General features: G+C 68.9%; 13 protein-coding genes. 9 read left to right on the plus strand and 4 right to left on the minus strand.

Features of this window, described 5'->3' with window-relative positions; genetic code table 11:
* Positions 1 to 214: 214 nt before the first annotated feature.
* Positions 215 to 1,681, minus strand: a complete 1,467-nt coding sequence (locus GXP74_RS22760; protein WP_182453093.1) for a PLP-dependent aminotransferase family protein — start codon at positions 1,679 to 1,681, stop codon at positions 215 to 217.
* A gap of 157 nt (positions 1,682 to 1,838) precedes the next feature.
* Here GXP74_RS22760 and GXP74_RS22765 point away from each other — a divergent pair, with 157 nt between their 5' ends.
* From GXP74_RS22765 to GXP74_RS22795, 7 genes are all read left to right on the plus strand, one after another.
* Positions 1,839 to 2,447: a YitT family protein gene (locus GXP74_RS22765; protein ID WP_225448663.1), complete on the plus strand. Its 609-nt coding sequence runs from the start codon at positions 1,839 to 1,841 to the stop codon at positions 2,445 to 2,447.
* Positions 2,448 to 2,514: 67 nt separating this feature from the next.
* A complete protein-coding gene (locus tag GXP74_RS22770; RefSeq protein WP_182453095.1) occupies positions 2,515 to 2,817 on the plus strand; it encodes a muconolactone Delta-isomerase family protein in 303 nt (100 codons plus the stop codon).
* Positions 2,818 to 3,075: 258 nt separating this feature from the next.
* Complete coding sequence (locus GXP74_RS22775; RefSeq protein WP_182453096.1) at positions 3,076 to 3,798, plus strand: hypothetical protein; 723 nt, start codon at positions 3,076 to 3,078, stop codon at positions 3,796 to 3,798.
* Between the two features lie 83 nt (positions 3,799 to 3,881).
* Positions 3,882 to 4,424 carry a hypothetical protein gene (locus tag GXP74_RS22780; RefSeq protein ID WP_182453097.1) on the plus strand — a complete coding sequence of 181 codons (543 nt, stop codon included), beginning with the start codon at positions 3,882 to 3,884 and terminating at the stop codon, positions 4,422 to 4,424.
* 3 nt (positions 4,425 to 4,427) lie between these two features.
* Positions 4,428 to 5,774 (plus strand): MAB_1171c family putative transporter, encoded by a 1,347-nt coding sequence (locus tag GXP74_RS22785; RefSeq protein WP_182453098.1) that lies wholly within the window; start codon positions 4,428 to 4,430, stop codon positions 5,772 to 5,774.
* On the plus strand, positions 5,771 to 6,952 hold the full coding sequence (locus tag GXP74_RS22790; protein ID WP_182453099.1) for a cytochrome P450: 1,182 nt from the start codon (positions 5,771 to 5,773) through the stop codon (positions 6,950 to 6,952). The genes GXP74_RS22785 and GXP74_RS22790 overlap by 4 nt, the downstream gene beginning before the upstream one ends.
* A 198-nt stretch (positions 6,953 to 7,150) precedes the next feature.
* A complete protein-coding gene (locus GXP74_RS22795) occupies positions 7,151 to 7,858 on the plus strand; it encodes an HAD family hydrolase (RefSeq protein WP_182453100.1) in 708 nt (235 codons plus the stop codon).
* Positions 7,859 to 7,945: 87 nt separating this feature from the next.
* On the opposite strand, the gene GXP74_RS22800 is transcribed toward GXP74_RS22795, so the two are convergent.
* Entirely contained in the window at positions 7,946 to 9,373 is a 1,428-nt protein-coding gene (locus GXP74_RS22800) for an AfsR/SARP family transcriptional regulator (protein ID WP_225448122.1), read from the minus strand.
* A 161-nt stretch (positions 9,374 to 9,534) separates the two neighbouring features.
* On the opposite strand from GXP74_RS22800, the gene GXP74_RS22805 reads away from it, so the two are divergent.
* The gene (locus GXP74_RS22805) at positions 9,535 to 10,446 is read left to right on the plus strand and encodes a tectonin domain-containing protein (protein ID WP_182453102.1); all 912 of its coding nucleotides are present in this window, start codon (positions 9,535 to 9,537) and stop codon (positions 10,444 to 10,446) included.
* Positions 10,447 to 10,915: 469 nt separating this feature from the next.
* Here GXP74_RS22805 and GXP74_RS41895 read toward each other — a convergent pair whose 3' ends face one another.
* Both GXP74_RS41895 and GXP74_RS22815 read right to left on the minus strand, forming a co-directional pair.
* Entirely contained in the window at positions 10,916 to 15,682 is a 4,767-nt protein-coding gene (locus tag GXP74_RS41895; RefSeq protein WP_182453103.1) for a LamG-like jellyroll fold domain-containing protein, read from the minus strand.
* A gap of 795 nt (positions 15,683 to 16,477) precedes the next feature.
* Positions 16,478 to 16,621 (minus strand): hypothetical protein, encoded by a 144-nt coding sequence (locus GXP74_RS22815; RefSeq protein ID WP_182453104.1) that lies wholly within the window; start codon positions 16,619 to 16,621, stop codon positions 16,478 to 16,480.
* Positions 16,622 to 16,789: 168 nt separating this feature from the next.
* Between GXP74_RS22815 and GXP74_RS22820 the strand changes: the two genes are divergently transcribed.
* Complete coding sequence (locus GXP74_RS22820) at positions 16,790 to 22,792, plus strand: RHS repeat domain-containing protein (protein WP_182453105.1); 6,003 nt, start codon at positions 16,790 to 16,792, stop codon at positions 22,790 to 22,792.
* The last annotated feature ends 1 nt before the right edge of the window (position 22,793 follow it).

Raw genomic sequence — 22,793 nt, forward strand, 5'->3', positions numbered from 1 at the left:
TCACCTTCGGCTACGAGGGGTGTACGCTCCGGCCTTTCGCACCGCACGCCGACGGCGTCGGAGGCGTGTCGTCGAGCGGATGCCGGGCGGGGCCCGGGCGTACTCCGTGCGGAGCGCCGACCGGGTCCACCCATAAGACGAAACAGCGAGCGCGAATGTGACACGAGCGCCGACCGCCGCGCTCCCCCGGCCCCGCCGCACCGGTGGTACCCGGTCAGAGCAGCGAGAAGTCCGCCACCGGCGGCACCGAGCCGGCCTCGGCCGCGGTCCGGGCCGCGGCCAGGCGGCGGACCGCCTCCCGGAGCACCTCCGGCGGCTGGGCGTAGGGGAGCCGGACGAAACGCTCCAGCACCCCGTCGACGCCGAAGCGCGGGCCCGAGCCGATCCAGACGCCGAAGTCCTGCGCGGCCGCCGCCAGCGCGCTGCCGCCCACGCCGCCCTCCTCGGTGCGCACCCACAGCGAAAGCCCGCCCTGCGGCAGCCGGAAGCTCCAGTCGGGCAGCCGCTGCCGCAGCGCCTCGGTCAGCGCGTCGCGCTGGGCGCGGATCCGGTCGCGCTGGAACTCCAGCACCTCCGGCATCGCGTCGGTGAGCAGCTGGCGGACCGCCAGCTGCTCCACCACCGGCGAGCAGACGTCCAGGCTGGCCCGGTCGGCGGCGATCCGCCGGATCAGCTCCGGTGCGGCCCGGATCCAGCCGATCCGCAGGCCGCCCCAGAAGGTCTTGCCCGCCGAACCGATGGTGATCACGCTGCCGGTACGGTCGAACGCGGCCAGCGGCGGCGGCAGTTCGGCGGCCAGTTCGCGGTCCAGCGCCAGCTCGGCCATGGTCTCGTCGACGATCAGCCGGGTCCCGGCGGCCCGGGCCAGGGCCACCAGCTCGGCGCGCTGCCGAGCGGGCATCAGCAGCCCGGTGGGGTTGTGGAAGTCGGGGATGACGTACGCCACCGAGGGCGCCGCCGCGCGCAGGGTGCCCGCCCAGCCGTCCAGCGCCCAGCCGTCCTCGTCCAGCGGCACCGGCACCGGCCGGGCGCCGTGGTGCTGGATCGCCCGCAGCGCGTTGGCGTAGCTGGGCGACTCCACCGCGATCCGGTCCGCCGGGCCGACCAGGGCCCGCAGCAGCAGGTTCAGCGCCACCGCCGCGCCGTTGGTGACCATGATCTGCTCGGGTCCGGTCGGCAGCCCGCGCTCCGCGTAGCGCCGCGCGATCGCCTCACGCAGCACCTGCAGTCCGCTCGGGAAGTCGCCGTGGGTGCGGGTGTAGCCGGGCAGCTCGGCCACCGCCACCGCCATCGCCGCCGAGATCCACGGTTCCGGGGCGGAGAGCGCGGCCACACCCAGGTCGATCACCCCGCCCCGGCCGGTGGGGTACGGCGAGAGCCCGGCCACCGGCATCGGACGGCCCTCCGGCAGCGCGGTCCAGCTGCCGGAGCCCCGGCGGCTGGCCAGGAAGCCCTCGTCGCGCAGCAGTTCGTACGCCGCGGCGACGGTGGTCCGGCTCACCCCGAGTACGCCCGACAGCTCGCGCTCGGCGGGCAGCCGGGTCTCCACCGGCACCCGCCCGTCCAGCACCAGCGTCCGCAGCGACCCGGCCAGCGCCCGGTAGGCGGCGTCCCGGCCCTGCTGCCAGTCGCCCAGGACGCGCTCCAGTTGGGCCGCGCCGATCGAGGTACGTGCAGCCACGGCAGTCCACCTGTTCTCAATTGGCTATGTATCTGCGGTCCAATCCTAGCCAGACTGGCCGCTGTAGCACGGAGAACCACCGAAAGGACGTGGACGAGTGAATCTGACCCGCCGCCTGACCCAGCTGTACGCCGGCCTCGTCCTGTACGGGGCCAGCATGGCCCTGCAGATCCGGGCGGCGCTGGGGCTGGATCCGTGGGACGTCTTCCACCAGGGCCTGGCCCGGCACACCGGCCTGTCCTTCGGCACCGTCACGATGGTCGTCGGCGCAGCGGTGCTGCTGCTGTGGATACCGCTGCGGCAGTGGCCCGGGCTCGGCACCGTCAGCAACGTGTTCGTGATCGGCCTGTCCGTGAACGCGGCGCTGTCACTGCTGCCCGCCCCGCACGGCCTGCCGCTGCGGCTGGCGGTACTGGCGTCCGCGATCGTGCTGAACGGCCTCGCCGGCGGCCTCTACATCGGTGCCAGGTTCGGCCCCGGCCCCCGGGACGGGCTGATGACCGGCCTGTGCCGGCGCACCGGGCGCTCGGTGCGGCTGGTGCGCGCCTCCATCGAGCTGACCGTACTCGGCGCGGGGCTGCTGCTGGGCGGCTCGGTGGGCATCGGCACGGTCGCCTACGCCCTGGGCATCGGCCCGCTGGTGCAGTTCTTCCTGCCCCTCCTCACCGTCCCCGGGCCGGTCGCCGTCCCCGGGCCGGTCGCCGCGCCGGAAGCCGACACCCCGGCCGCGCCGGTCCTGGCATCCGCCCTGGTGGACTGCCCATGATGGGGTGACCGGTCCCCGGGCCGAGATCCACCGGCCGACGGAGCAGTGTCATGGACGGAGCGCCACGATGAACGAGTACCTGGTCGAGCTCACCACCCGGATCCCCGAGGGGACCGATCCGGCCGAGGTGGACCGGCGGCGCGCCGCCGAGGCGGTCCGGGCCCGGGAGCTGGCGGCGACCGGCCACCTGGGCCGACTGTGGCGCCCGGTCGGGGAGTTGCGCAGCATCGGCCTGTGGCGGGCCGACGACGAGGCCGAGTTGCACGAGAAGGTGCTGGGCACGCTGCCGCTGCGGCCGTGGATGACGCTGGTGGTCACCCCGCTCGAACCCCACCCGAACGACCCGGGCAGGGCTGACGCGAAGGCCTGACCGCCCGGTCCGCTGACCGACAGCGCTGGCTGCCAACGGTGACCGGTGGCTCCGGACAGGCGAGTTGACCACGACGTCGCTGGAATCGTGGTCGGACCGATATCTAGCCGCATAGATGATATGAGTACGATCGTGGCCATCTGGTCGACTTGTGTCAACCCTACTAGATGGACCTGTGATGGATGCGTTCGATTGTCCAGTGCAGTAGATTCGGTACGTGCGCTGACGTTTGCACAACTGAAGGGGTGGTGCGGGTAGATGGGTGAGGTCGCGCCCTCCGACCGGGGGACGATAGCCCAGCGGCTGGACGGGCTCATCCGGGCCCGGCACCCGGACGGACACGGTCCCTCCAGCTACGAGGACATCGCCCGGGCGAGCCGCGAGTACGCCCAGCGCCACGGCGGCCCGACGATCAGTCACCAGAGCGTGTGCAACATCCGCTCCGGCAAGGTCACCAACCCCGGGGTCGACAGCCTGCAGGCGCTGGCCAACGTGTACGGCGTCGACATCACCTACTTCTTCCACCGGGCCGAGCCCGCGGTGGCGGACGCCGCCACGCGGACCGGACGGCTGCCCTCGGCGGCCACCCTGGCGGCCCGGCTGAACGAGCTGTTCTCGGTCTCCCAACCGAACGGGCGTCCGGAGTACAGCGCCGCCGAGGTGGCCGCGGCGGTCACCGCCACCGGCGCCGAGATCACCGCCGGGCAGGTCGAAGCGCTCCGCGCCGGGGCCAGGAGCAGCCCGACCCCCGCCCAACTCCGTTCCCTGGCAGACTTCTTCGGGGTGCCGTCGGCCTACTTCACCGACGACGACGTCGCCGCCCGGGTCTCCGAGGACCTGGCCATCCTGCGCGCGTTCAAGGACGTCGGCGCCCGCCAGATCGCCCTGCGCGCGGTGGTCGAACTCGACGACGAGGCGCTCAGCGCGCTCGCCCCGATGATCGAGCATCTGGGCAAGGCCAGCCGGAGACAACGGATGTGACTGCCGTTCAGTAACGTGAGGGACGACGGGACACGGCTTGACTCGTCGGCACTGGTCGGCCGCCGGAGCGCGGGGAGGGGACGATGGACGACAGGGAGCTCCGACGCTACTGCGCCGAGGTGGTCGGTCGGCTCGACGTCCCGGCGCCGTTCAACGTGAACGACCTGTGCGACCGCCTGGAGGAGGACCGGGGGCGGGCGATCTCACTGGTCCCGATGTCGCTGCCGGTCCGTCAGGGCACCCCGTGCGGACTGTGGGTGGCCACCGCCGAGGTCGACTACATCCTGTTCGAGAAGGACACCAGCCGGACGCACCAGGAGCACATCGTCTCCCATGAGATCGGGCACCTGCTGCTCGGGCACGACTCCTCCCCCGCGCACCAGGACGAGGTCGCCCGGCTGCTGATGCCGACGCTCGACCCGGCGCTGGTGCGCAGCGTGCTCGGGCGGACCGTGTACACCAGCCACGAGGAGCGGGCCGCCGAGCTGGTAGCCTCGCTGCTGCCGCTGCGGGCGAGCCGCGGCAAGGGCCGGGGACGCCGGGAGCGGACCGAAGTGTCCCCCGGGATGGCCAACCTGGTCGACCACCTGGAGCGCTCGCTGGAGCGCCACGCGCGGAGGATATGACGCGTGCTCCTCTTCACCGTCGTCTACGGAATCCTCGCCGTGATCACCTGGAGTGCGTTCGCGTACAAGGTCAGGGACCTGCTCCGGGACCCGCACAACCGCGAGCTGCAACTCCTCTGCCTGGCGATCTCCACCTTCGCCACGCCGTTCGTACTGGCCTCACCCGAGGTCTACATGGGCATCGACCGGGTCCTGGGCATCCCCAACTTCGCCACCCTGCTCGTCTACACCTCGGTCGCGGTCTGCCTCACCAGCTTCGTGGCGCTGCTGGTCAGGTGGTCGTCGGTGGCCGAGAACAAGCTCCGGCCGCACCACTGGCTGCTGGTGGCGTACTCGGTGGCCACCATCGCGCTGATGGCGGTCTGCTTCTTCCTCGGGAACGTTAGCGGCGCGGAACACCCGATGGACTTCGACGTGCACTTCGAGCACGTCCGCTACATCTCGGTGTTCCTGCTGTCGTACCAGCTGCTGTTCACCGTGAGCATGGCCGGGCTGATCCGGCTCTGCTGGCGCTACGCCCGGGCGGTGGAGGGCCCCTGGCTGGCCCGGGGCCTGCGGCTGGTGACCGTGGGCGCGGTCTTCGGCCTGGGCTACTCGGTGCCCAAGGTCGTCAACATGCTCTGGGACTTCCTCGGCCGCTCCCCGCTGCACTACGTCAGCAGCGTGGTCGCGCCGATGTCGGCCAGCGTGTCGGCGGCGCTGTTCGCGGTCGGCTTCACCATGCCCGCCTGGGGCGCAGGAGCGGGCCGGGTCCGCGACTTCGCCGTCGCCTTCCGCTCCTACCGGCGGCTCTACCCGCTGTGGCAGGCCATCGCCCAGCAGTTCCCGGACGTGGTGCTGTTCCCGCCGGTGCCGCGGACCGCCCGGTGGCGGGTGACCGACCTCCGGCGGCTCACCGGACGGCAGGTCATCGAGGTCCGCGCGGGACGGCTCGCGCTGCGCCCGCACGACGACCCCGAAGTCGACCACACCGCCCAGGACATGGAGCTGCTGCTGACCCGGCAGGTGGTGGAGATCCGGGACGGCCAGCTGGCGCTGCGGCCCCACTACGACCCGGCTGTCGCCCGGGCCGCCCGCGAGCTCGCCGGGGCGCGCGGCCTGACCGGCGACCGGGCGGAGGCGGTGGTCACGGCGGCGCAGATCGCGGGCGCGCTGCGGGCGAAGGCCGCCGGGCGGGAACTGCCGGGACGCCAGGACGTGGCGCTGCACGATCCGGCGGACGGGGACCTTCAGCGGGAGGTCGCCTGGCTGGTCCGGGTCTCCGACGCCTACCGCCGCTCGCCCATCGTCCCGGCCGCGCTCGCCCGCTCCGACGGGGCGGCCGCGCCCGAACCGGCGGTGGAGGCATGACCGGGAGCGTCCCCGCACACTTCGACGGCGACCTGCTGGCCGACCCGCACGGCGGCTACGCCCGGCTGCGGCAGGCCGGCCCGGTCCACCGGACCACCACCCCGGACGGCGCCCCGGTGTGGCTGGTGACCCGCTACCCGGACGTCCGCGCCGCACTGGCGGATCCGCGGCTGTCGCTGGACAAGCGCAGCGCCCGCAGCGGCGGCGAGCACGGCGCGTCCATGCCGCCGGAGCTGGACGCCCACCTGCTCAACCTGGACCCGCCGGACCACACCCGGTTGCGCCGTCTGGTCGCCAAGGCGTTCACCCCGCGCGGCATCGACCGGCTGCGGCCGCTGGTCCAGGCCCGGACCGACGCGCTGCTGGACCGCCTCACCGGCCCGGCGGACCTGATGTCCGCCCTGGCCACGCCGCTGACCATGGCGGTGATCTGCGACCTGCTCGGCATCGCCGAGGCGGAACGCCGGGACTTCCAGCGGTGGACCGACACCCTGCGCTCCCCGGCGGCGGACGCGGCCACGGCCTCACGCGCCGCGCTGGGGCAGATGCACCGGTTCCTGACCGGCCTGATCGCCGAGAAGCGGGCCCGCCCCGGCGACGACCTGCTGACCCGGATGATCGCCGCGCGCGACCAGCAGGACCGGCTGAGCGAGCCCGAACTCGTCGCGCTGACCTTCCTCATCCTCTTCGCCGGATACGACAACTCGGCGAACCTGATCGGCTCCGCGCTGCTGGCGCTGCTCACCCACCCCGAGGCGCTGCGGGAGCTCCGCGCCGGAGCACTGCGGATGGACCAGCTGCTGGACGAGACGCTGCGCTGGAACTCGCCGTCCATGCTGGCCTCGCGCCGGTTCACCCGGGAGGAGGTCGAGATCGGCGGGGTCCGGATCCCGGCCGGGGAGCGGATCTGGCTGTCCCTGGTCTCCGCCAACCGTGACGAGCGGCAGTTCGCCGACCCGGCGGCGTTCCGGCCCACCCGCGACGGCGCGCACCTGGGCCTGGGCCACGGCATCCACTACTGCCTGGGCGCCGCCCTGGCCCGGTTGGAGGCGGAGGTCGCGATCGGCGCCGTGGTCCGGCGGTTCCCCCGGCTGCGGCTCGCCCGGCCCGCGTCCGAGCTGGGCTGGGACGCGTCCTTCCGCAACCGGGCGCTGCGGGAGCTGCCGGTCACCTGGTGACCGACAGGCCCACGGCCGGTCCGGCCACCCGATCACCCGGTCACCCGGTCACCCGGTCGGGAACCGGCAAGCCCACGCCCCACCTCCCACGTCCCGTGCGTCATCGCCCGCGTCGGCGGAGATGCGGTCCGCGTCACTTCCCCCCTTGGAGATCGATTCCGTCGCGGCCGGGACCGCAGGGCCGATAGGGTCCCGCCCATGTCCTTCTCCGCTGTGATCTTCGACTTCTTCGGCACACTCACTCCGAGCACCGCTACCGGGATCTGGGACGAGCACGCGGCCCGCAGCGCCGCCCTGCTCGGGATTCCGACGCGGCAATGGCGCCGGGCGCTGGACGAGTCCTTCCCGGAGCGGGCCACCGGAGCCCTGGGCGACCTGCCTCAGACGATCCGCACACTGGCCCAGCGCTGCGGGTCCGACCCGGACGACGGCGCGCTGGCCGCGGCGACAGCAGCCAGGCTCGCCTCCCAGCGAGAGCTGTTCGTCTTCCGCGACGACGCACTCGACGCCTTGGACCAGCTCCGCAACCGCGGCCTTCGGATCGGGGTCCTGAGCGACTGCACGATCGAACTCGCCCAGACCTGGCCAACGCTGGCCATCGCCCCCCTGGTCGATACGGTCGTCCTGTCCTGCCGGGAAGGCCGCAGGAAGCCGGATCCGGAGCTGTTCCGCCAAGTCGCCAGGGAACTGGACACGCCGACCGGCGACTGCCTCTACGTCGGTGACGGCGGAGGCGACGAACTGAGCGGCGCAACCGCTCAAGGAATGACCGCGGTCATGCTGCGGGCGAGCGACTGGGCGGACAACGACGCGCACGCCCGCGAGGACAGCTGGCCGGGACCCTTCCTCCCGACCCTGTCCAGCATCGTCTCCGCCGTCGACGACCCGTCCCTGATCACCGCCTGAACGCCCGACGTTCACGGCGTCCCTCCTGCGGGCGGCGGAAAACCGTGCGCCCGGGCTCTGGTCGCGGTGCGGACCGCGCCAGTGGAATCAGCACAGGGCGATCAGTTCGCGCGGCGCCGAGTGGTCTGCGGGGATCCGGTCGGGACCGGTGACACGACGAACCACGGTGACCGCGTTGGGCTCCGGAAGGATGTCGAACGTCACGGTGTGGGCGTCGTCCAGGCCCGCGAGGCGCTCGCGGCTGGTGACGATGACCAGGCAGCCCGAGGTGCCGGGCAGCAGCGGGCGGACCTGAGCAGCGCTCGTGGCGTTGTCCAGGATGATCAGGGTTCTGGTTCCGGCCAGGCGGTGCCGGTAGAGCATCACCTGCCCGTCGACGGTCGCCGGGACGAGCTGCGGTGGAATGCCCAGTGAACGCAGTAGCCAGTTGAGGGCGTCCCGGGTCGACAGCGGATCGGGTCCGGAGGTGTGCGCCTGCAGGTCGATGTACAGCTGGCCGTCGGGGAACCGGTTCCGCAGACGGTGGCCCATGTGCACGGCCGGTGCCGTCCTGCCGACGCCGCCCATCCCGTTGATCGCCGAAATCGTCACCACACCCGTCGGAACCCCATCGTCCGGGCTGTCCCCGGCGACGCTGAGCAGCGTCGCCATTTCGTTGCCTCGGCCAACGAATGCGCGTACGTCGGTGGGTAATTGGCCGATTACCCGGCCGGCGCCGATATCCGCGCGGCCAGCTGGCGCCGTGGTCCCACCGGTCGCCGCGCGGACAGTCTCGCGCTTGAGGATCTGCTGATGCAGGGTCTGGGTCTCCGGCGAGGGCTCGACGCCGAACTCTTCCACCAGCTCGTTCCGCAGTCGTCGATAGGCTTCCAGAGACTCTACTTGACGTCCTGTCATATGAAGGACCGTCATGAGCTGTCGATGGAAGGCCTCGCGCGTCGGATACTCGCTGGTTAGAGCCAGTAGCTCGCCGATCACCTCGCCGGGCCGTCCGAGTTGCACGGTGGCCTCGAACCGTCCCTCCAGCGCTTGCAGCCTGGTCTCGCGAAGTTGTTCCAGTCGGCCGTCGGGTGTGCCCGAGCCCGGAAGGTCGCTCAATGGGTCGCCGCGCCACAGTGCGAGGGCAGCCGTCAGCGTCTCGTGCGCGGCAGTCCAACGTCCTTCTCCCGCAGCCGTTCGGCCCTCGTCGCACAGATCGAGGAATTCGGGCAGGTCGAGCTCACCGGATCCGACGCGGATCAGGTAGCCTCCGGCCGAGCTCTGTATTCGTGAGCCCTCGCCCAGCATGGACCGCAGCCGCATCACGTGGTTGTACAGCGCTGAGGACGCCGTTGCGGGTGGCTTGTCCCCCCAGAGAACCTCGATCAGGCGGTCGCTGGACACCCTTGTATTGGCGTTCAGCAGCAGGACCGCCAAGAGCGTCCGAGGCAGGGAACCCCGGATCTTTCTCTCATGCCCGCACAGGACAGTAGTAAGTGGACCGAGTACTGCAAATCGCACGGAATCCCCCACCATTCGGCCGTCACCGATCAGGCGATCTTACCTCGCTGTGAGGCCGATCTTGGATCGCCCGGATAACTTTAGGCCTTGGAGCCGCTTCGCCCAGGAACGGATCCCGGGAACCATCGTTTTCTGTATTCCCGTCCGGCGCATAGACAGTGAGACGAAAGGACGAAATGAACCTGTCCAGCAAGCTCCACAAGGCCATCTTCGCGACTGGGGCGCTCGTGTTCAGCGGTGTTCTGGCGGCCACGCCGGCCAGCGCAGCAAGTCCCACGGCGGCCAAGGCCGCCATCGTGCCGGCGACACCGGCTCCGGCGGGGGCACCGGCGTTGGGGCTCTTCTCCATCTCGGCCAGTGGCCAGTCCGTCAACGAGTGGACGGGCAACCAGAACTGGACCCAGATCGGCGGCGCCTCGGCGGGCATAGCCGTCGGACCGACAGGCGTGGTCTCGATCGCCCCCGGCTCCAACAACGTCTACCTGAACAACGGCAGCGGCTGGACCCAGATCGGCGGCGCCGCCAAACAGGTCGTCCAGGACAGTTCAGGAAACATCTTCTCCATCTCGGCCAGCGGCCAGTCCGTCAACGAGTGGACGGGCAACCAGAACTGGACCCAGATCGGCGGCGCCTCGGCGGGCATAGCCGTCGGACCGACAGGCGTGGTCTCGATCGCCCCCGGCTCCAACAACGTCTACCTGAACAACGGCACTGGCTGGACCCAGATCGGCGGCGCCGCCAAACAGGTCGTCCAGGACAGTTCAGGAAACATCTTCTCCATCTCGGCCAGCGGCCAGTCCGTCAACGAGTGGACGGGCAACCAGAGCTGGACCCAGATCGGCGGCCCGTCCGAGTCGCTGACCGCCGGTGGGCCCGGTCTGATCTCGATCGCCCCCAGCTCCCTGAACGTCTTCGCATACACAGGCAGTGGCTGGACCCAGATCGGCGGCGCCGCCAAGGAGGTCGCCCAGGACAGTTCAGGAGACATCTTCTCCATCTCGGCCAGCGGCCAGTCCGTCAATGAGTGGACGGGCGGTCAGAGCTGGACCCAGATCGGCGGCCCGGCCGAGCACCTCGCCGCCTACTGACCGCACATCGCCCGCTGAGGGTCGCCTCCGTTTCTGGAGGCGACCCTCAGCCGATTGCAGCGAAAGGCGGCCATCACCGCCAGAGTTCGTAGACAGCCGTACACATTGCCCCGGTAGTGAATTGCGGCCTGGACCAGGTTATCGCATTCTTGCGATTTCGTGGGATTCGAGGAGGATCGGCCGATATCGGCAAGTTCAGCCTCGACCTTTCGTGACGGTCCTTCGGTTTGCCCGGCGGCCCGTTTCGGCCTGTTTGGGCAATGGTGGGCAGGCCGGTGGCCCGACTGCTTCGAGGTTATCCCCATCAGTGTCGGCGGGGCGCGGCGCACCTGATGCGACGCCCTCGCATTCGTCACCCTGCTTCTGCTCGGAGCGCTACCGCTCGGCTGGAGTGGTAGCCCTCCGAGCAGGAGGCGGCGGAGGTCCGGCTGGGGAGGAGAATGCTCCTCCCCAGCCGGACCTGGGACGGTCAGTCGCCGGTTGCGCTGACCTGGAGTGCGGTGCCGTTGCTGGTGCCTCCGGTGACGTAGGTGGTGGCGTTGCCGGCGGTGCCCCAGGTGCTGTCGGTGTTGCGGATGCGGTGGGTGATGGTGCCGCTGGAGTCGAGGTAGACGACCATCATGACGTTGTTGGGGCCGGTGCCGACGCTGGCCATGGCGATGCTGACGATGTTGGGGGTGGCGCTGGCTTCGCCGAAGACGGTCCATTCGCCGGTGGAGTCGGTGCGGATGGCGTGCCACAGGGAGGTGCTGGTGGAGACCATGACTTGGAGGTTGCCTTGGACGCCGGCGGCGGAGACGTGGGTGACGGTGCCGGGGTTGTTGCCGGTGGCGGTTTCCACGTTGCCCCAGGTGGTCCAGCTGCCGCCTGCGGTGGAGCGCAGGGAGTGCCAGGGCTTGCCGCCGGCCACGGCGACGACTTGGAGGTCACCGCCGGTGGTGGTGGCCGCGGCCACGTCGGTGATCGCACCGATGCTGCCGCCAATGCTGCTGGACAGGTTGGTCCAGTTGCTCCAGACGCCGTTGGGCTGGCGGACGATGTCCCACAGATTGCCGGAGGCGTCCAGGCCCAGGAGTTCGAAGTTGCCGTCGACGATGGCGGAGGCGTTGACGCTGACGACGGGGACGGCCGCGCCGTTGAGGGGGTCGTTGACCGAGGTGGGGGAGACCCACTGGGTGGAGTCGAAGGGACGTTCGAGGAATTCCAGTACTCCGGGGCCGTAGGCGGCGAGGTAGGTGGTGCCCTGGAACTCGGCGGTGGTGACCGAGTTGACGCCGCTGGGGTTGTAGAACATGTCGGCTGGCTGGTCCGGGGTGCTCCAGACGCCTGCGGAGTTGCGGGTGGAGTGGGTGAGGTAGTCGTTGGGGCCCAGCAGTGCGGTGACCTGCATCTCGCTGGGGGCAGGTGCGAGGTTGGCCATGGCGCCGATCTGGGCGGTGGTCAGATACCTGGTCCAGGACTGGACTCGGGCGACCTGGCCGGTGAAGTAGCTGGTGCTGGCGCCGTTGGCCTGGTAGGCGCCGACGGTGAACGGGCCCTTGGTGGCGAAGGCGACGGGTGTGTGGGTGGCGGTTCCGGCCAGGATGCCGTCGACGTAGAGCGACATGGTTTTGCTGCTGGCCTGGTAGGTGGCGGTCAGGTGGGTCCAGATGCCGGTCTGGGCAGGGATGCTGCCCGAGGTGACGACGTTCTCGGTGGGAGTGGCGACGTCGGTGGTCGGCATCTCGAAGCGCCAGGTCTTGCTGGCGGCGTCGGAGTAGAGGGTGAAGCTGCTGGACTTGGAGGCGTCCTGGCCCAGGACGTAGCCGCCCAGGGTGGTGGGTTCGACCCAGGCGGAGACGCTGAAGTCGGTGCTCGGGTCGACCACGTAGCCGGTGGTGGCGAGTTGGCCGGTGCCGGCCAGGTTCGCGTCGGGGGAGAACATGTCGCCGGTGTTCCAGGTGCCGGCGGTGGTGGTGGCGGTGAGGGGCTTGCTGCCGGTGGAGTCGGCGGCGGTGGTGATGGCGGTGTCAGGGGCGGGGGGTGTGCCGCCAGGGGTGTTGCCGTCCAGGGCCCAGTTGTCAGTGGCGGTCAGCAGGGTGTCGGTCACGGTGCCGGTGGAGCCGCCGGTGCCGGTGGTGCCGCTGCTGGGCAGGACAGTGGTGACCAGTGCGGTGACCACACCGCCGTTGCCGACGGCCCACAGGTCGGGGATGCCGTCGCCGTTGATGTCGCTGGCCTGGAGGGTTTCGGCCTGGTTGGTCAGGAAGCCGCTCGCCTGGATCTGGTAGGGGGTGTAGCTGAACAGCCCGGTGGTGGGGCTGACTGCCAGGTTCTCCCACAGGTCGACCGCGCCGGTGGTCTTGTTCCACAGGTACATGTCGGTGCTGGTGCCGTTGCCGTCGGGCATCTGGCAGGTGGCGATGGTCCAGTCGTTCCAGTCCTGGGTGCCGTCGGGGGTGGGCACGTTGCCCACGGTGCCGCCTGCCAGGGTGGTCTGGAGGGTGGTGTTGGTGTTCCAGGTGCCGACGCCCTGCATGGCCGGGTACAGGTTCAGTACGTATCCGTTGGTGGCGTCGCCGGAGGTCCCGATGATGTCGGGGTAGCCGCTGCCGTCGCCGGAGGTGTTGCCGGCGTTGGCGATCTGGAGGGCGTTGTCGCCGGTGTTGATGTCCTGGAAGAACGTGTCGTCGGCGTTGATGGTGGCTTCGTTGCCGCTGAGTTGCGAGCTCAGTACCGAGCCGTCGCCGTTGCCGTAGAGGATGGAGCCGCCGCCGGCGTTGGCGCCGCTGGGGTAGTAGACCAGGACGTCCTGGAGGCCGGGGCCGTCGAACTGGCCGGTGACGGCCTGGGCTCCGTTGAAGTCGGCGGGGGAATCGTCACCGGTGTAGCCGTTGCCGTTGGCCCCGATGTCCACCGCGGAGGGGACGAGGTAGGCGGGCTGGCTGCCCTGGCCTGTGGCCTGCCACAGTCCGGAGGGGATGCCGTTTTGGCCACCGACGGTGACCAGGTCCGGGACTCCGTCGCCGCTGAGGTCACTGTCGGCGGCCGGGGCGGCGGCGTTGGCGATGAACGGGACGCTGGATCCCTCGTAGCCGAAGTTGCCCGCAGGCGACTGACTCATGGCTGTCAGCACGTTGGTGCGCCGGGTCGGCGCGAAGGTGATGGTCGCGACACCGTTGGTGGCGGTGACGGTGTTGGGCGGGCCGCCGTTGAGTTGCCACTGGTAGGTGGCAGGGGTGTTGCTCGTGGTGCAGGAGTTGTCGGAGGCGCAAGCCGGAGTGATGGTCGCGGTGGTCTGGGCGGCGACGGTGCTGGCTTTGTCGGCCGGCGGGGTGATCGTGGGCGCGCTGGGCCGGGTCGAGTCGAAGGTGAAGCTGCACACGCTCGTCGGTTTGCTGGAGACGTTGAAGTCGGTTGCGGTGACTGTCCAGTCGACTTTCAGGAGCTTGCCGGCGGCGAGTTTTTCGAGGGTCGCCTTGGGCAGTTTCAGCGGGAGGGCTCCCCCGGACTGGCCGTTGAGGCTCTGCGGGTTGGTGTCGGGGACCACCAGGGTGCTGGTGCCGTCCACGTAGACGTGGAAGGTGGCGCCGACAGGGCCGTTGTCGGGGTCGGTCAGCGTCGAGTACAGCCACACATCGCCGTCGCCCACGTAGCTGGCTCCGCTGCAGGTGCTGGCCGGGGAGGTGTGCAGGTTGCTGGGCACGTCCGGGGTGTGGTCGTAAGTGATGGACAGAGACGCCGTGTCGTGGTCGAACTCCTTGTAGGCGTTCTCGTCGGTCTCGTCGGTGACCAGGCCCAGGACTACCGACTTGGTGGTGCCCGCGTTGGCGACGCTCTGGATGTAGGACTGGATGTTGAAGGGGACCCCGTGTGCGGGGCAGCCGGTGTAGCCGTAGTCGGCGTTGGTGGTGGTGAGCAGCGAGGACAGGTTCGGCCGGTTGCTGTCCCAGGTCGTGGCGCTGCTGATCTTCGAGTTGGACTCGTAGAGCTTGACCGGGTAGGCGGTGGCGCAGGTGCTGGAGTCGACCTCGGTGATGTTGAACTGCGCGGAGGAGACGGTGGATCCGTAGATCTGGGAGGGGATGCTCATCTGCACGAAGGACTCGGCCGTGAAGTAGGGCGGTGTCCAGTCGTTCAGGCCCACCCGCAGGTTGTCGCTGGACTCCCAGTAACTCTGGTCCGCGTAGTAGGAGTTGATCTGGGTCCAGGCCTGGAGCTTGCCCCCCGCGTTGGGCGAGTTGAACGTGGGGTCCACGTACACCGGGTACTTGACGCCTGGACCGGTCAGCAGCGACGCGGCCGGTGTCAGGACGATCCCCGCAGCGGTGGTACGCACGCCGATCGCGGCGGTGTGCGCTCCGCGTCCGGGGCCGGCCGTGGTGGAGTCCGCGGGCAGGACCGCGGCCGCGACGGCGGCGGCCCTGGCGGCGCTGGTCGCGTCCGTCTTGCCTTTGGCCGCGGAGGCCGCGGCGGTCGGGGCGGTGGCGGTGGAGGAGTCCCACATCCGGGGGATCGGTGCGGTGAAGACCGACTGGCCCGAGGGGGTGCGGGCGGTGATGTTGCCTGCGGCGTCACTGCTGAGCCTGACCCCGGTCGCCCTGACCGCGAGGGTCAGCGACTTGAGGGCCGGATTTGCGGCCGCCTTGGCGTTCTTGACAACCAGGACTTCGGAAAAGGATCCCTGGGTGTTCGCAGTGACGGTCAGGTCGACGCCGCTGAGCACGTTGCGGTAGGTCGCGGTGTCCCCGGACAGCACGGGGGCCGGCAGTCGCACCGGCAGGCTCACCGCGAGTCGGCGGCCCAGACTGTCCATGGTCGCCAGCGGGCCGCCGCCACCGGCGGACAGGCTCAGGTCACTGCTGGTGACCGCGGTGGAGATGCTTCCGTCCAGATTCTTGACCAGGGTGGCGTTCAGGGGCTTCCAGGCGTCGCCCACGCGCTTGCGCACCGGGACCAGGGACTCGTCCAGCGTGAACGTGCCGTTCGCGTTGGCGGTCAGGGTGCTGTCGACGGTGGTTTCACCGGTGGCCACGACGGCCTTCCCGGTCTCCCGGGCCCGGGCGGACGCCTGATCGGCGCTCAGCGCCGAGTCCAGCCCGGCCGCGCCCCGGTCGTCGGCCGCGGTCGTCCTCGCGGTTACCGGGGTGGCGGCAGCAGCCGGAAGGGCCAGGAGGGAGCCGGTGGCGGTTATCAGCATGCCGAGCGCGGCAGCGGTACTGACCGCGCGCCGGACCCGGCGTCTGGGACGTGACATGGTCGGCAAGGAAGATCACTTTCGCAGTAGGGCCCGTGCGGCCCCGATCGCCGAACACGCTAAACGCCACCACGACGGCAGACGAACAACGTGACATGGATCACTCGTGACTTCGTCTGTCCATGTCATCTATTGCCCGTTACGCGCAAGGGATCTTTACCTGCTGTTTCCCTTTGACTGTTGCCTCTCATGAGAGTGTCGCGTGGTTTGGCCGGGGTGTTCACGCCCGAACTGGCGTGAACGGGCTGACAGGTAAGCGAGCTGACGAGGGGTTGCACAATGATTCTCGGTGGGGGAGAACGAGCGTGGTTCACGCCGCGCTCAGCAGAGGCGGGAAAGCGCCATCGTGCTGGAGCCGGGCGCGGATGGGTTGCCTCCGCTGCCGTCGGCGCGATGCTCGCCACACTCGGAGTGAGCGGACCCGTACAGGCCACGTCGGCGCGCGTCGGCGCGCCGACGCTGTCGCCGACACCGTCAGTCAAGAACGTGACACCGGTGCTGACTCATCCAGGGAAGGCGCCCGCCGCGGCTGAGCAGTACCACGCCACCGCTACCCACTGGCCCGCAGCCTCCAGCACCACCTTGCGCCTCGCCGCAGGGGCGAGCGGCCGTTCAAGCGCGCTGACCTCCATGACCGGCGCGGCTGGGACAGCGGCAGCGCAGAGCAGCGCCACGCCGGTGAGCCTCACGCCGATAGTCGCCAAGGGAGGCAGCTACCGTGGTCCAGACACGGTCCAGGTCACCATGGCCAGTCAGCAAGCCGCGACGAAGGCGGGTGTGAACGGCGTCCTGTTCTCACTGGACCCCGCCGTCGGCGCCACCAGCGGCAAGGCTCAGGTTGCTCTGGACTATTCGGCGTTCGCCCAGGCATACGGTGCCGGGTTCGGCGGCCGGTTGCAGCTGGTGGAACTCCCCGCCTGTGCTCTGACGACACCTCATCTGGCCTCCTGTCGAACCCGTACGCCCCTCGGCTCGATCAATCACTCCGCCTCGAAGTCCCTGACCGCGACGGTCTCACTGCCGGCTTCTGTCACCCCGAAGGCTGGTGCCGTGCCCTCGGCGGTGACCACAAGTGCCGTTGCCAAGCCTGCGATGGTCCTGGCCGCGGTGTCCGGGGGGAGTGCGGGTGACGGCGGCGGACCGGAGGGAACGTACGGTACGACCAGTCTGAAGGCGGCGGGCTCCTGGACCGCCGGGGGCTCCAACGGCTCCTTCCAGTACGGCTATGACATCACTGTCCCGCCCGCCGGGTCCTCGCTGACCCCGAAACTGTCGCTGAGTTACGACTCCGGTTCGGTCGACGGCCAGACCTCGGCCACACAGGCGCAGGCCGGATGGATCGGCGACGGATGGGACATGCCCCAGTCCTTCATCGAGGAGACGTTCACCAGCTGCGCCGACAGTCCTGAAGGAAGCGCCTCGCCGACCTCCACCGGCGACGACTGCTACGCAGGCCCTGTGCTCACCCTGTCGCTCAACGGTTCCAGTACTGACCTGGTGTGGGACGCCACTGCCAAGGTCTGGAAGACGGCGGACGACGACGGCAACGTGGTGGCGCACGTCACCGGCTCGAACAACGGCGACGGCACCTACAACACCGACTACTACACGGTCACCGACAGCGCGGGCACGGTCTACTCTTTCGGCCTGAACCACCTGCCGGGTTGGACCACGGGCAAGGCCGCGACGAACTCGGTCGACACGGAACCGGTCTACTCCGCGCACTCCGGTGACCCCTGCTACAGCTCCTCGGGCTTCACCTCGTCGGTGTGCACCATGGGATACCGCTACAACCTGGACTACGTCAAGGACGTTCACGGCAACGCCATGGCGTACTACTACGACCAGGACACCAACTACTACGGCCAGGACAACGGCGCCAAGAACACCTCCTACGTGCGGGACTCGCACTTGGACCACGTGGACTACGGCTTCACCGACGGCAACGCCTACGGCACCGTCGCCGACAGAGTCTCGTTCGCAACAGCGGATCGCTGCATGGCCGGAGCCAGCGCCTGCGACCCGCTGAACTCCACCACCGAAGCGAACTGGCCCGACGTGCCGTTCGACCAAGCCTGCGCCTCCGGGGCCACCTGCGCCTCCTACTCGCCGTCCTTCTACTCCACGGTGCGTCTGGCGTCTATCACCACCGAACAGTGGGACACCCTGACCTCCGCGTACAACACGGTGGACACCTACACCCTGAACCAGACCATGCCGACGGACGGCGACGGCGGGGCGACCCTGTGGCTGGCCTCTGTCTCACGCAAGGGCTCCGATTCCCGGGCCACCGGTTCCGCTACGGCGATCACCCTGCCGTCCGTCTCCTTCGGCATGATCGACCTGCCCAACCGGGTCGACACCGTCACCGACGGGCTGCCGCCCCTCTACCGATTCCGCATCAGCTCGGTGACCACCGAGTCAGGCTCGGTCATCGGAGTGGACTACGGCCTGAACGACCCGTGCAAGGCACCGGTCACCATCACCCCGTCCAGTAACACCTCCTCCTGCTACCCGGTGTACTGGACACCTGAGGGCTACAGCGCCCCGTTCCTCGACTGGTTCAACAAGTACGTCGTGCAGGAGGTCACCCAGAGCGATCCCACCGGCGGCGCACCGGTGATGCAGACCTCCTACAAGTACTCGGGAGCCGCCTGGCACTACGACGACAACGAGGTCGTCCAGGCCAAGTACCGCAGCTACGGCCAGTGGCGCGGCTACTCGGACGTGAAAACCTTCACCGGTGACGGGGTCAACGATCCGCAGACCGAGAGCGAGACGCAGTACTACCAGGGCATGTCGGACGACAACAACAGCACAGCTGTGACCTTGACCGACTCCCAGGGTGGCAAGCACGACGACGCCGACCAACTTGCTGGCGAACCAATGGAATCCACGACCTACCTGGGGTCCGGCGGCCCGGTCAACCAGTCCACCATCACCTCGTACTGGGTCTCGCCGGCCACCGCCAGCCGCGCCAGGACCGGCCTCCCGGCGCTGACCGCGAACCTGGTCGAACCGGTCGAGAACTGGAGCCGGACCGCGGACACCGACGGCGGCACCACCACTTGGCGCATCAGCGAGACCGACACCAGCTATGACACGACGCTGACCGATGCGGACTTCGGCCTGCCCCAGGTCAGCTACACCCACACGGTGCCCGCCCAAGCCGCCTACGACCGCTGCACCACCACCAGCTACGCACCCGCCAACACGAGTGAGAACCTGGTCGGGCTGGTGTCGGGTGCCGAGACCGACTCGGTGGCCTGCGGAGGGTTCACCGAGGGCAGCGTCAGTAGTGTCCCCGGCTCGCTCAACACCCTCACCGCGCCGGGTACCGTGTCCCGTCCAGCCCAGGTCGTCTCCGCGACCCGAAGCTTCTACGACGACCCCACTGATGCGGCCAAGCCGTCAAGCTGGCCCAGCCTGACGTTCCCGCAGACCACCGCCCCCACCAAGGGCGAGGTCTCGATCGTGCAGAAGGCCAACGGCTACAGCGGCAGTGCCTTCGGCTGGACCACCACCTCTGCGCAGGTCTTCGACGCGGCCGGGCGCGGAACCGACGCCTACGACCCGGTCGGTTCGGACACCCACACCACGTACACCACCGACACCGTTGGCCTGGTCACCGGGACCACCACCACCAATGCCCTCAGTCAGAGTGTCTCAGTCACCCTGGACCCGGCCCGCAACCTCACCCTGACCTCCACTGACGCCAACGGCATCGTCACCACCACCCAGTACGACACCCTGGGCCGCGCCACCTCGGTCTGGACAGCCTCCCGCCCCACCAGCAGTCCAGCGAACAACACCTACAGTTATCTGGTGTCCAACACCGGCGTCACCGCGGTGACCACGGACACCATGAACGACGAGTCCGGCTACAACGTCTCGACCGTCATTTATGACGCGCTACTGCGACCCCGGCAAACCCAGACTCCGACTCCACAGGGCGGGCGGCTGGTCACTGACACCTTCTACGACACTCGCGGTTGGAAGTCGGCGACCTACAAAGGCTGGTGGGATCCGGCCACGACGCCGGACACGACTCTGGTATCCGCGGCCAACCTCAAGGACGAAGTCCCCAACCAGGACTACTACACCTACGACGGCCTGGGCCGGGTGGTGGTCGACTCCTCCGAGAAGGACAACGTGGTGGTCTCCTCAACCACCACCATCTACAACGGCGACCGCACCACCGTCATCCCCACCACTGCGCCGATTCCGGCCAGCGGTGTCATCCCGGCCGGCGGCGGCACGGTCACCTCGACCGTGACCGACCCGCTCGGACGCACCACCGAACTCGACTCCTACACCAGTGCCCCGACGCTGAACACTCCCACCAACACCTTCACCGGTACCTGGTCCATCGCCGGCGGCACCAGTCAGGCCATCACCTACGGCTACGACAGCCACGACAACCAGAACACCACCACTGCTGGCGGATCTACCTGGACCGACACCTACAACCTGCTGGGCCAGATCACCGCCAAGTCCGACCCCGACGCCGGCAACTCGACCATGACCTACGACGCTGCGGGGAACCTGACCCAGGCCACAGACGCGCTCGGCCACACGGTCAGCACCACCTACGATGCCCTGGGCCGCAAGACCGCCCAGTACAACGCCGCCACTACGGCCCAGAGCTCCAGCAACGAGACTGCGTCCTGGATCTACGACAACAGCAACAACGTGACCGGTGTGACCGACGCCATCGGACAGCTCACAACCTCCACCGCATACAACAACGGTGCCGCCTACGTCACCCAGGCCGGAGCATTCAACGCCTTCGGCGAGTCCAAGGGCGAGACCATCACCATCCCCTCCGCCGAGGGAGCCCTGGCCGGCACCTACACCTTCCAGCACACCTACTCCACCAACACCGGCCTCCTGCTCAAGGACATCAACCCCGCCGCCGGAGGTCTTCCCGCAGAATCGGTCATCCACGGCTACGCGGGAGCCCTCGACCTGCCCAACACCCTCATCGGCGCCAACGGCTACACCCAGGGCGTCACCTACGACGCCTTCGGCCGCGTCGAGCAGGAAACGATCGGTGCGTCGACCAGCGAGGCCTACCTCACTAACACCTTCGACCTGCACACCAGCGAACTGAGCGACGAGTTGATCACCCGCTCGACCGCCACCCCAGCCGACGTCGACGACGAGTCGTACCAGTACGACACAGACGGCAACATCACCTCGCAGACCAGCACCCGCCTCGGTTCCTCCAGCAGCAGCGAGACCCAGTGCAACCAGTACGACAGCCTCCAGCGCTTGACCCAGGCCTGGACCGCCACCGACTCCTGCGCCGCAACCCCCACCGCCGGTAACTCCAGCACGGTCGGCGATGGAATCAGCGGCGGCGCGTACTGGACCAGCTGGACTTTCGATGCCCTGGGCAACCGCCAGACCGAGACCGACCACTCCACCACCGGCGGCACCGACGCCACCACCGACTACGCCTACAACGGCAACGGCACCAACCAGCCGCAGACCTTGACGTCCACCACCGGCGGCACGAGCGGCCCCACCAACTACGGCTACGACGCCGACGGCAACATGACTAGCCGGACCACCCCCAGCACCGGCACGCAGACTCTGATCTGGTCCCCCAACGGCCAGCTCACCAACATCAACGGCGGCACCGCGGGCAACAGCAGCTTCGTCTACGACGCCAGTGGATCCCTGCTGCTTGAGAAGGACCCCGGCAGCACCACCCTCTACCTGTCCGGCGAACAGCTCACCCTCACCGGCACCACCGTCACCGGCACCCGCTTCTACGACCTCCCCGGTGGCGGCACTGCGGTACGCACGGCAGCTGGAAACAACTACCAGTTCCAGTTCAGTGACCAGCACGGAACCAACGGCCTCGCTCTGGACTACACTGCGCAGAACCCCACCTGGCGGCAATTCACCCCCTACGGAGCCCCCCGCGGCACCACAGTCAGCTGGGCCGACAATCGCGGATTCCTCAATGCCCCAACCGACACCAGCACCGGCCTGACTGTCGTTGGCTCGCGCGAGTACGATCCCACCACCGGCCGCTTCATCAGCCTCGATCCCCTCTTCGAAGCCACCAGTCTGCAACAACTCAACGGCTACAGTTACGCCGAGGACGACCCGATCAACCAGTCCGATCCCACCGGCAACATGGTCATGATCATGGCCGGGGACGCGGTCGGCTCGGCGGCGGCCGTCGAGGGCTACTACGCACGGCAGTCGGCTGAGGAATCGGCTGCCCAAAGGGCAGCTATCCGCTGGCAGATCGCCGAGGACGACTACTACTACAACTACTATCTCCCGGCCTACGACCAGTGGCAGCAGGAGATGAACAGGTGGACGGCCTACAACGCCAAGACCCACTGCGCCGGCGGCGGTAAATTCACCACCTGCCGCTCACAGGCTCAGATCGACCAAGGAAACGCTTCTCTCCACAACCTGGTATCCACTGTCGCGGATAATTCTGGAACCGTGGGTGACGCTGGTTGGAACGCCCTCGGAATGCTCGCAGGGGCAGGTGGGGCAGCGGGGGGTGGCGTGTTGGCGGCCAGCGGTGTGGGCGAGTGCGCGCTAGGCGTACCTTGCGTCGTCGGAGCGCCTTCCCTCGCAGGAGGACTCGCTGTCGCTACGCCCAGCGCCGGCCTCATGATCAAATCTGCGACGGGATTCGGCGAGGACCTCAACACGCTGATGAACGCCTCATCCAGCGACGCGGCATCCGCAGACGGTCCTTCGAATCCCGGACCTGCGCCAACCATGAACTCCGCCCAGTATCTTGGCAGGGCCAGGGAGAAGTTCGTGGCTGACTTGATTGGAGGAACGGACACGGCGGATGAAAACGGCCAGGGTATGATGGTGACTCGCCCGAATGTTGGGTCCACGGATGTCGACGTGATTGGGCCGAATGGTGAATACGTTGGGGTCGGGGGTTCGGCGAAAGCATTGAGTCCTACAAAATTTGGTTCCAGATTGTCAATTCTGAAGTGGACGGCCGATCAGAAGGGAGTGGCTGCCCAGTACTACCTGGCCCAGGGAACGCCTCAGTCGGCCATAGATCAGGCGACAAAGGCCCTCGGGGCGGGTAACGTATTCATCTTCGACATGGGGTGAC

Origin of the sequence: Streptacidiphilus sp. P02-A3a, from assembly GCF_014084105.1 — a bacterium.
Classification (GTDB): Bacteria; Actinomycetota; Actinomycetes; order Streptomycetales; family Streptomycetaceae; genus Streptacidiphilus.

Excerpts from the sequence above, each read along its gene's own strand:
- GXP74_RS22765 (WP_225448663.1), top strand. The coding sequence starts at position 1,839 with ATGGCCCTGCAGATCCGGGCGGCGCTGGGGCTGGATCCGTGGGACGTC.
- GXP74_RS22770 (WP_182453095.1), top strand. The coding sequence starts at position 2,515 with ATGAACGAGTACCTGGTCGAGCTCACCACCCGGATCCCCGAGGGGACC.
- GXP74_RS22775 (WP_182453096.1), top strand. The coding sequence starts at position 3,076 with ATGGGTGAGGTCGCGCCCTCCGACCGGGGGACGATAGCCCAGCGGCTG.
- GXP74_RS22780 (WP_182453097.1), top strand. The coding sequence starts at position 3,882 with ATGGACGACAGGGAGCTCCGACGCTACTGCGCCGAGGTGGTCGGTCGG.
- GXP74_RS22790 (WP_182453099.1), top strand. The coding sequence starts at position 5,771 with ATGACCGGGAGCGTCCCCGCACACTTCGACGGCGACCTGCTGGCCGAC.
- GXP74_RS22795 (WP_182453100.1), top strand. The coding sequence starts at position 7,151 with ATGTCCTTCTCCGCTGTGATCTTCGACTTCTTCGGCACACTCACTCCG.
- GXP74_RS22800 (WP_225448122.1), bottom strand. The coding sequence starts at position 9,373 with ATGGTGGGGGATTCCGTGCGATTTGCAGTACTCGGTCCACTTACTACT.
- GXP74_RS22805 (WP_182453102.1), top strand. The coding sequence starts at position 9,535 with ATGAACCTGTCCAGCAAGCTCCACAAGGCCATCTTCGCGACTGGGGCG.
- GXP74_RS41895 (WP_182453103.1), bottom strand. The coding sequence starts at position 15,682 with ATGTCACGTCCCAGACGCCGGGTCCGGCGCGCGGTCAGTACCGCTGCC.
- GXP74_RS22815 (WP_182453104.1), bottom strand. The coding sequence starts at position 16,621 with ATGAGGTGTCGTCAGAGCACAGGCGGGGAGTTCCACCAGCTGCAACCG.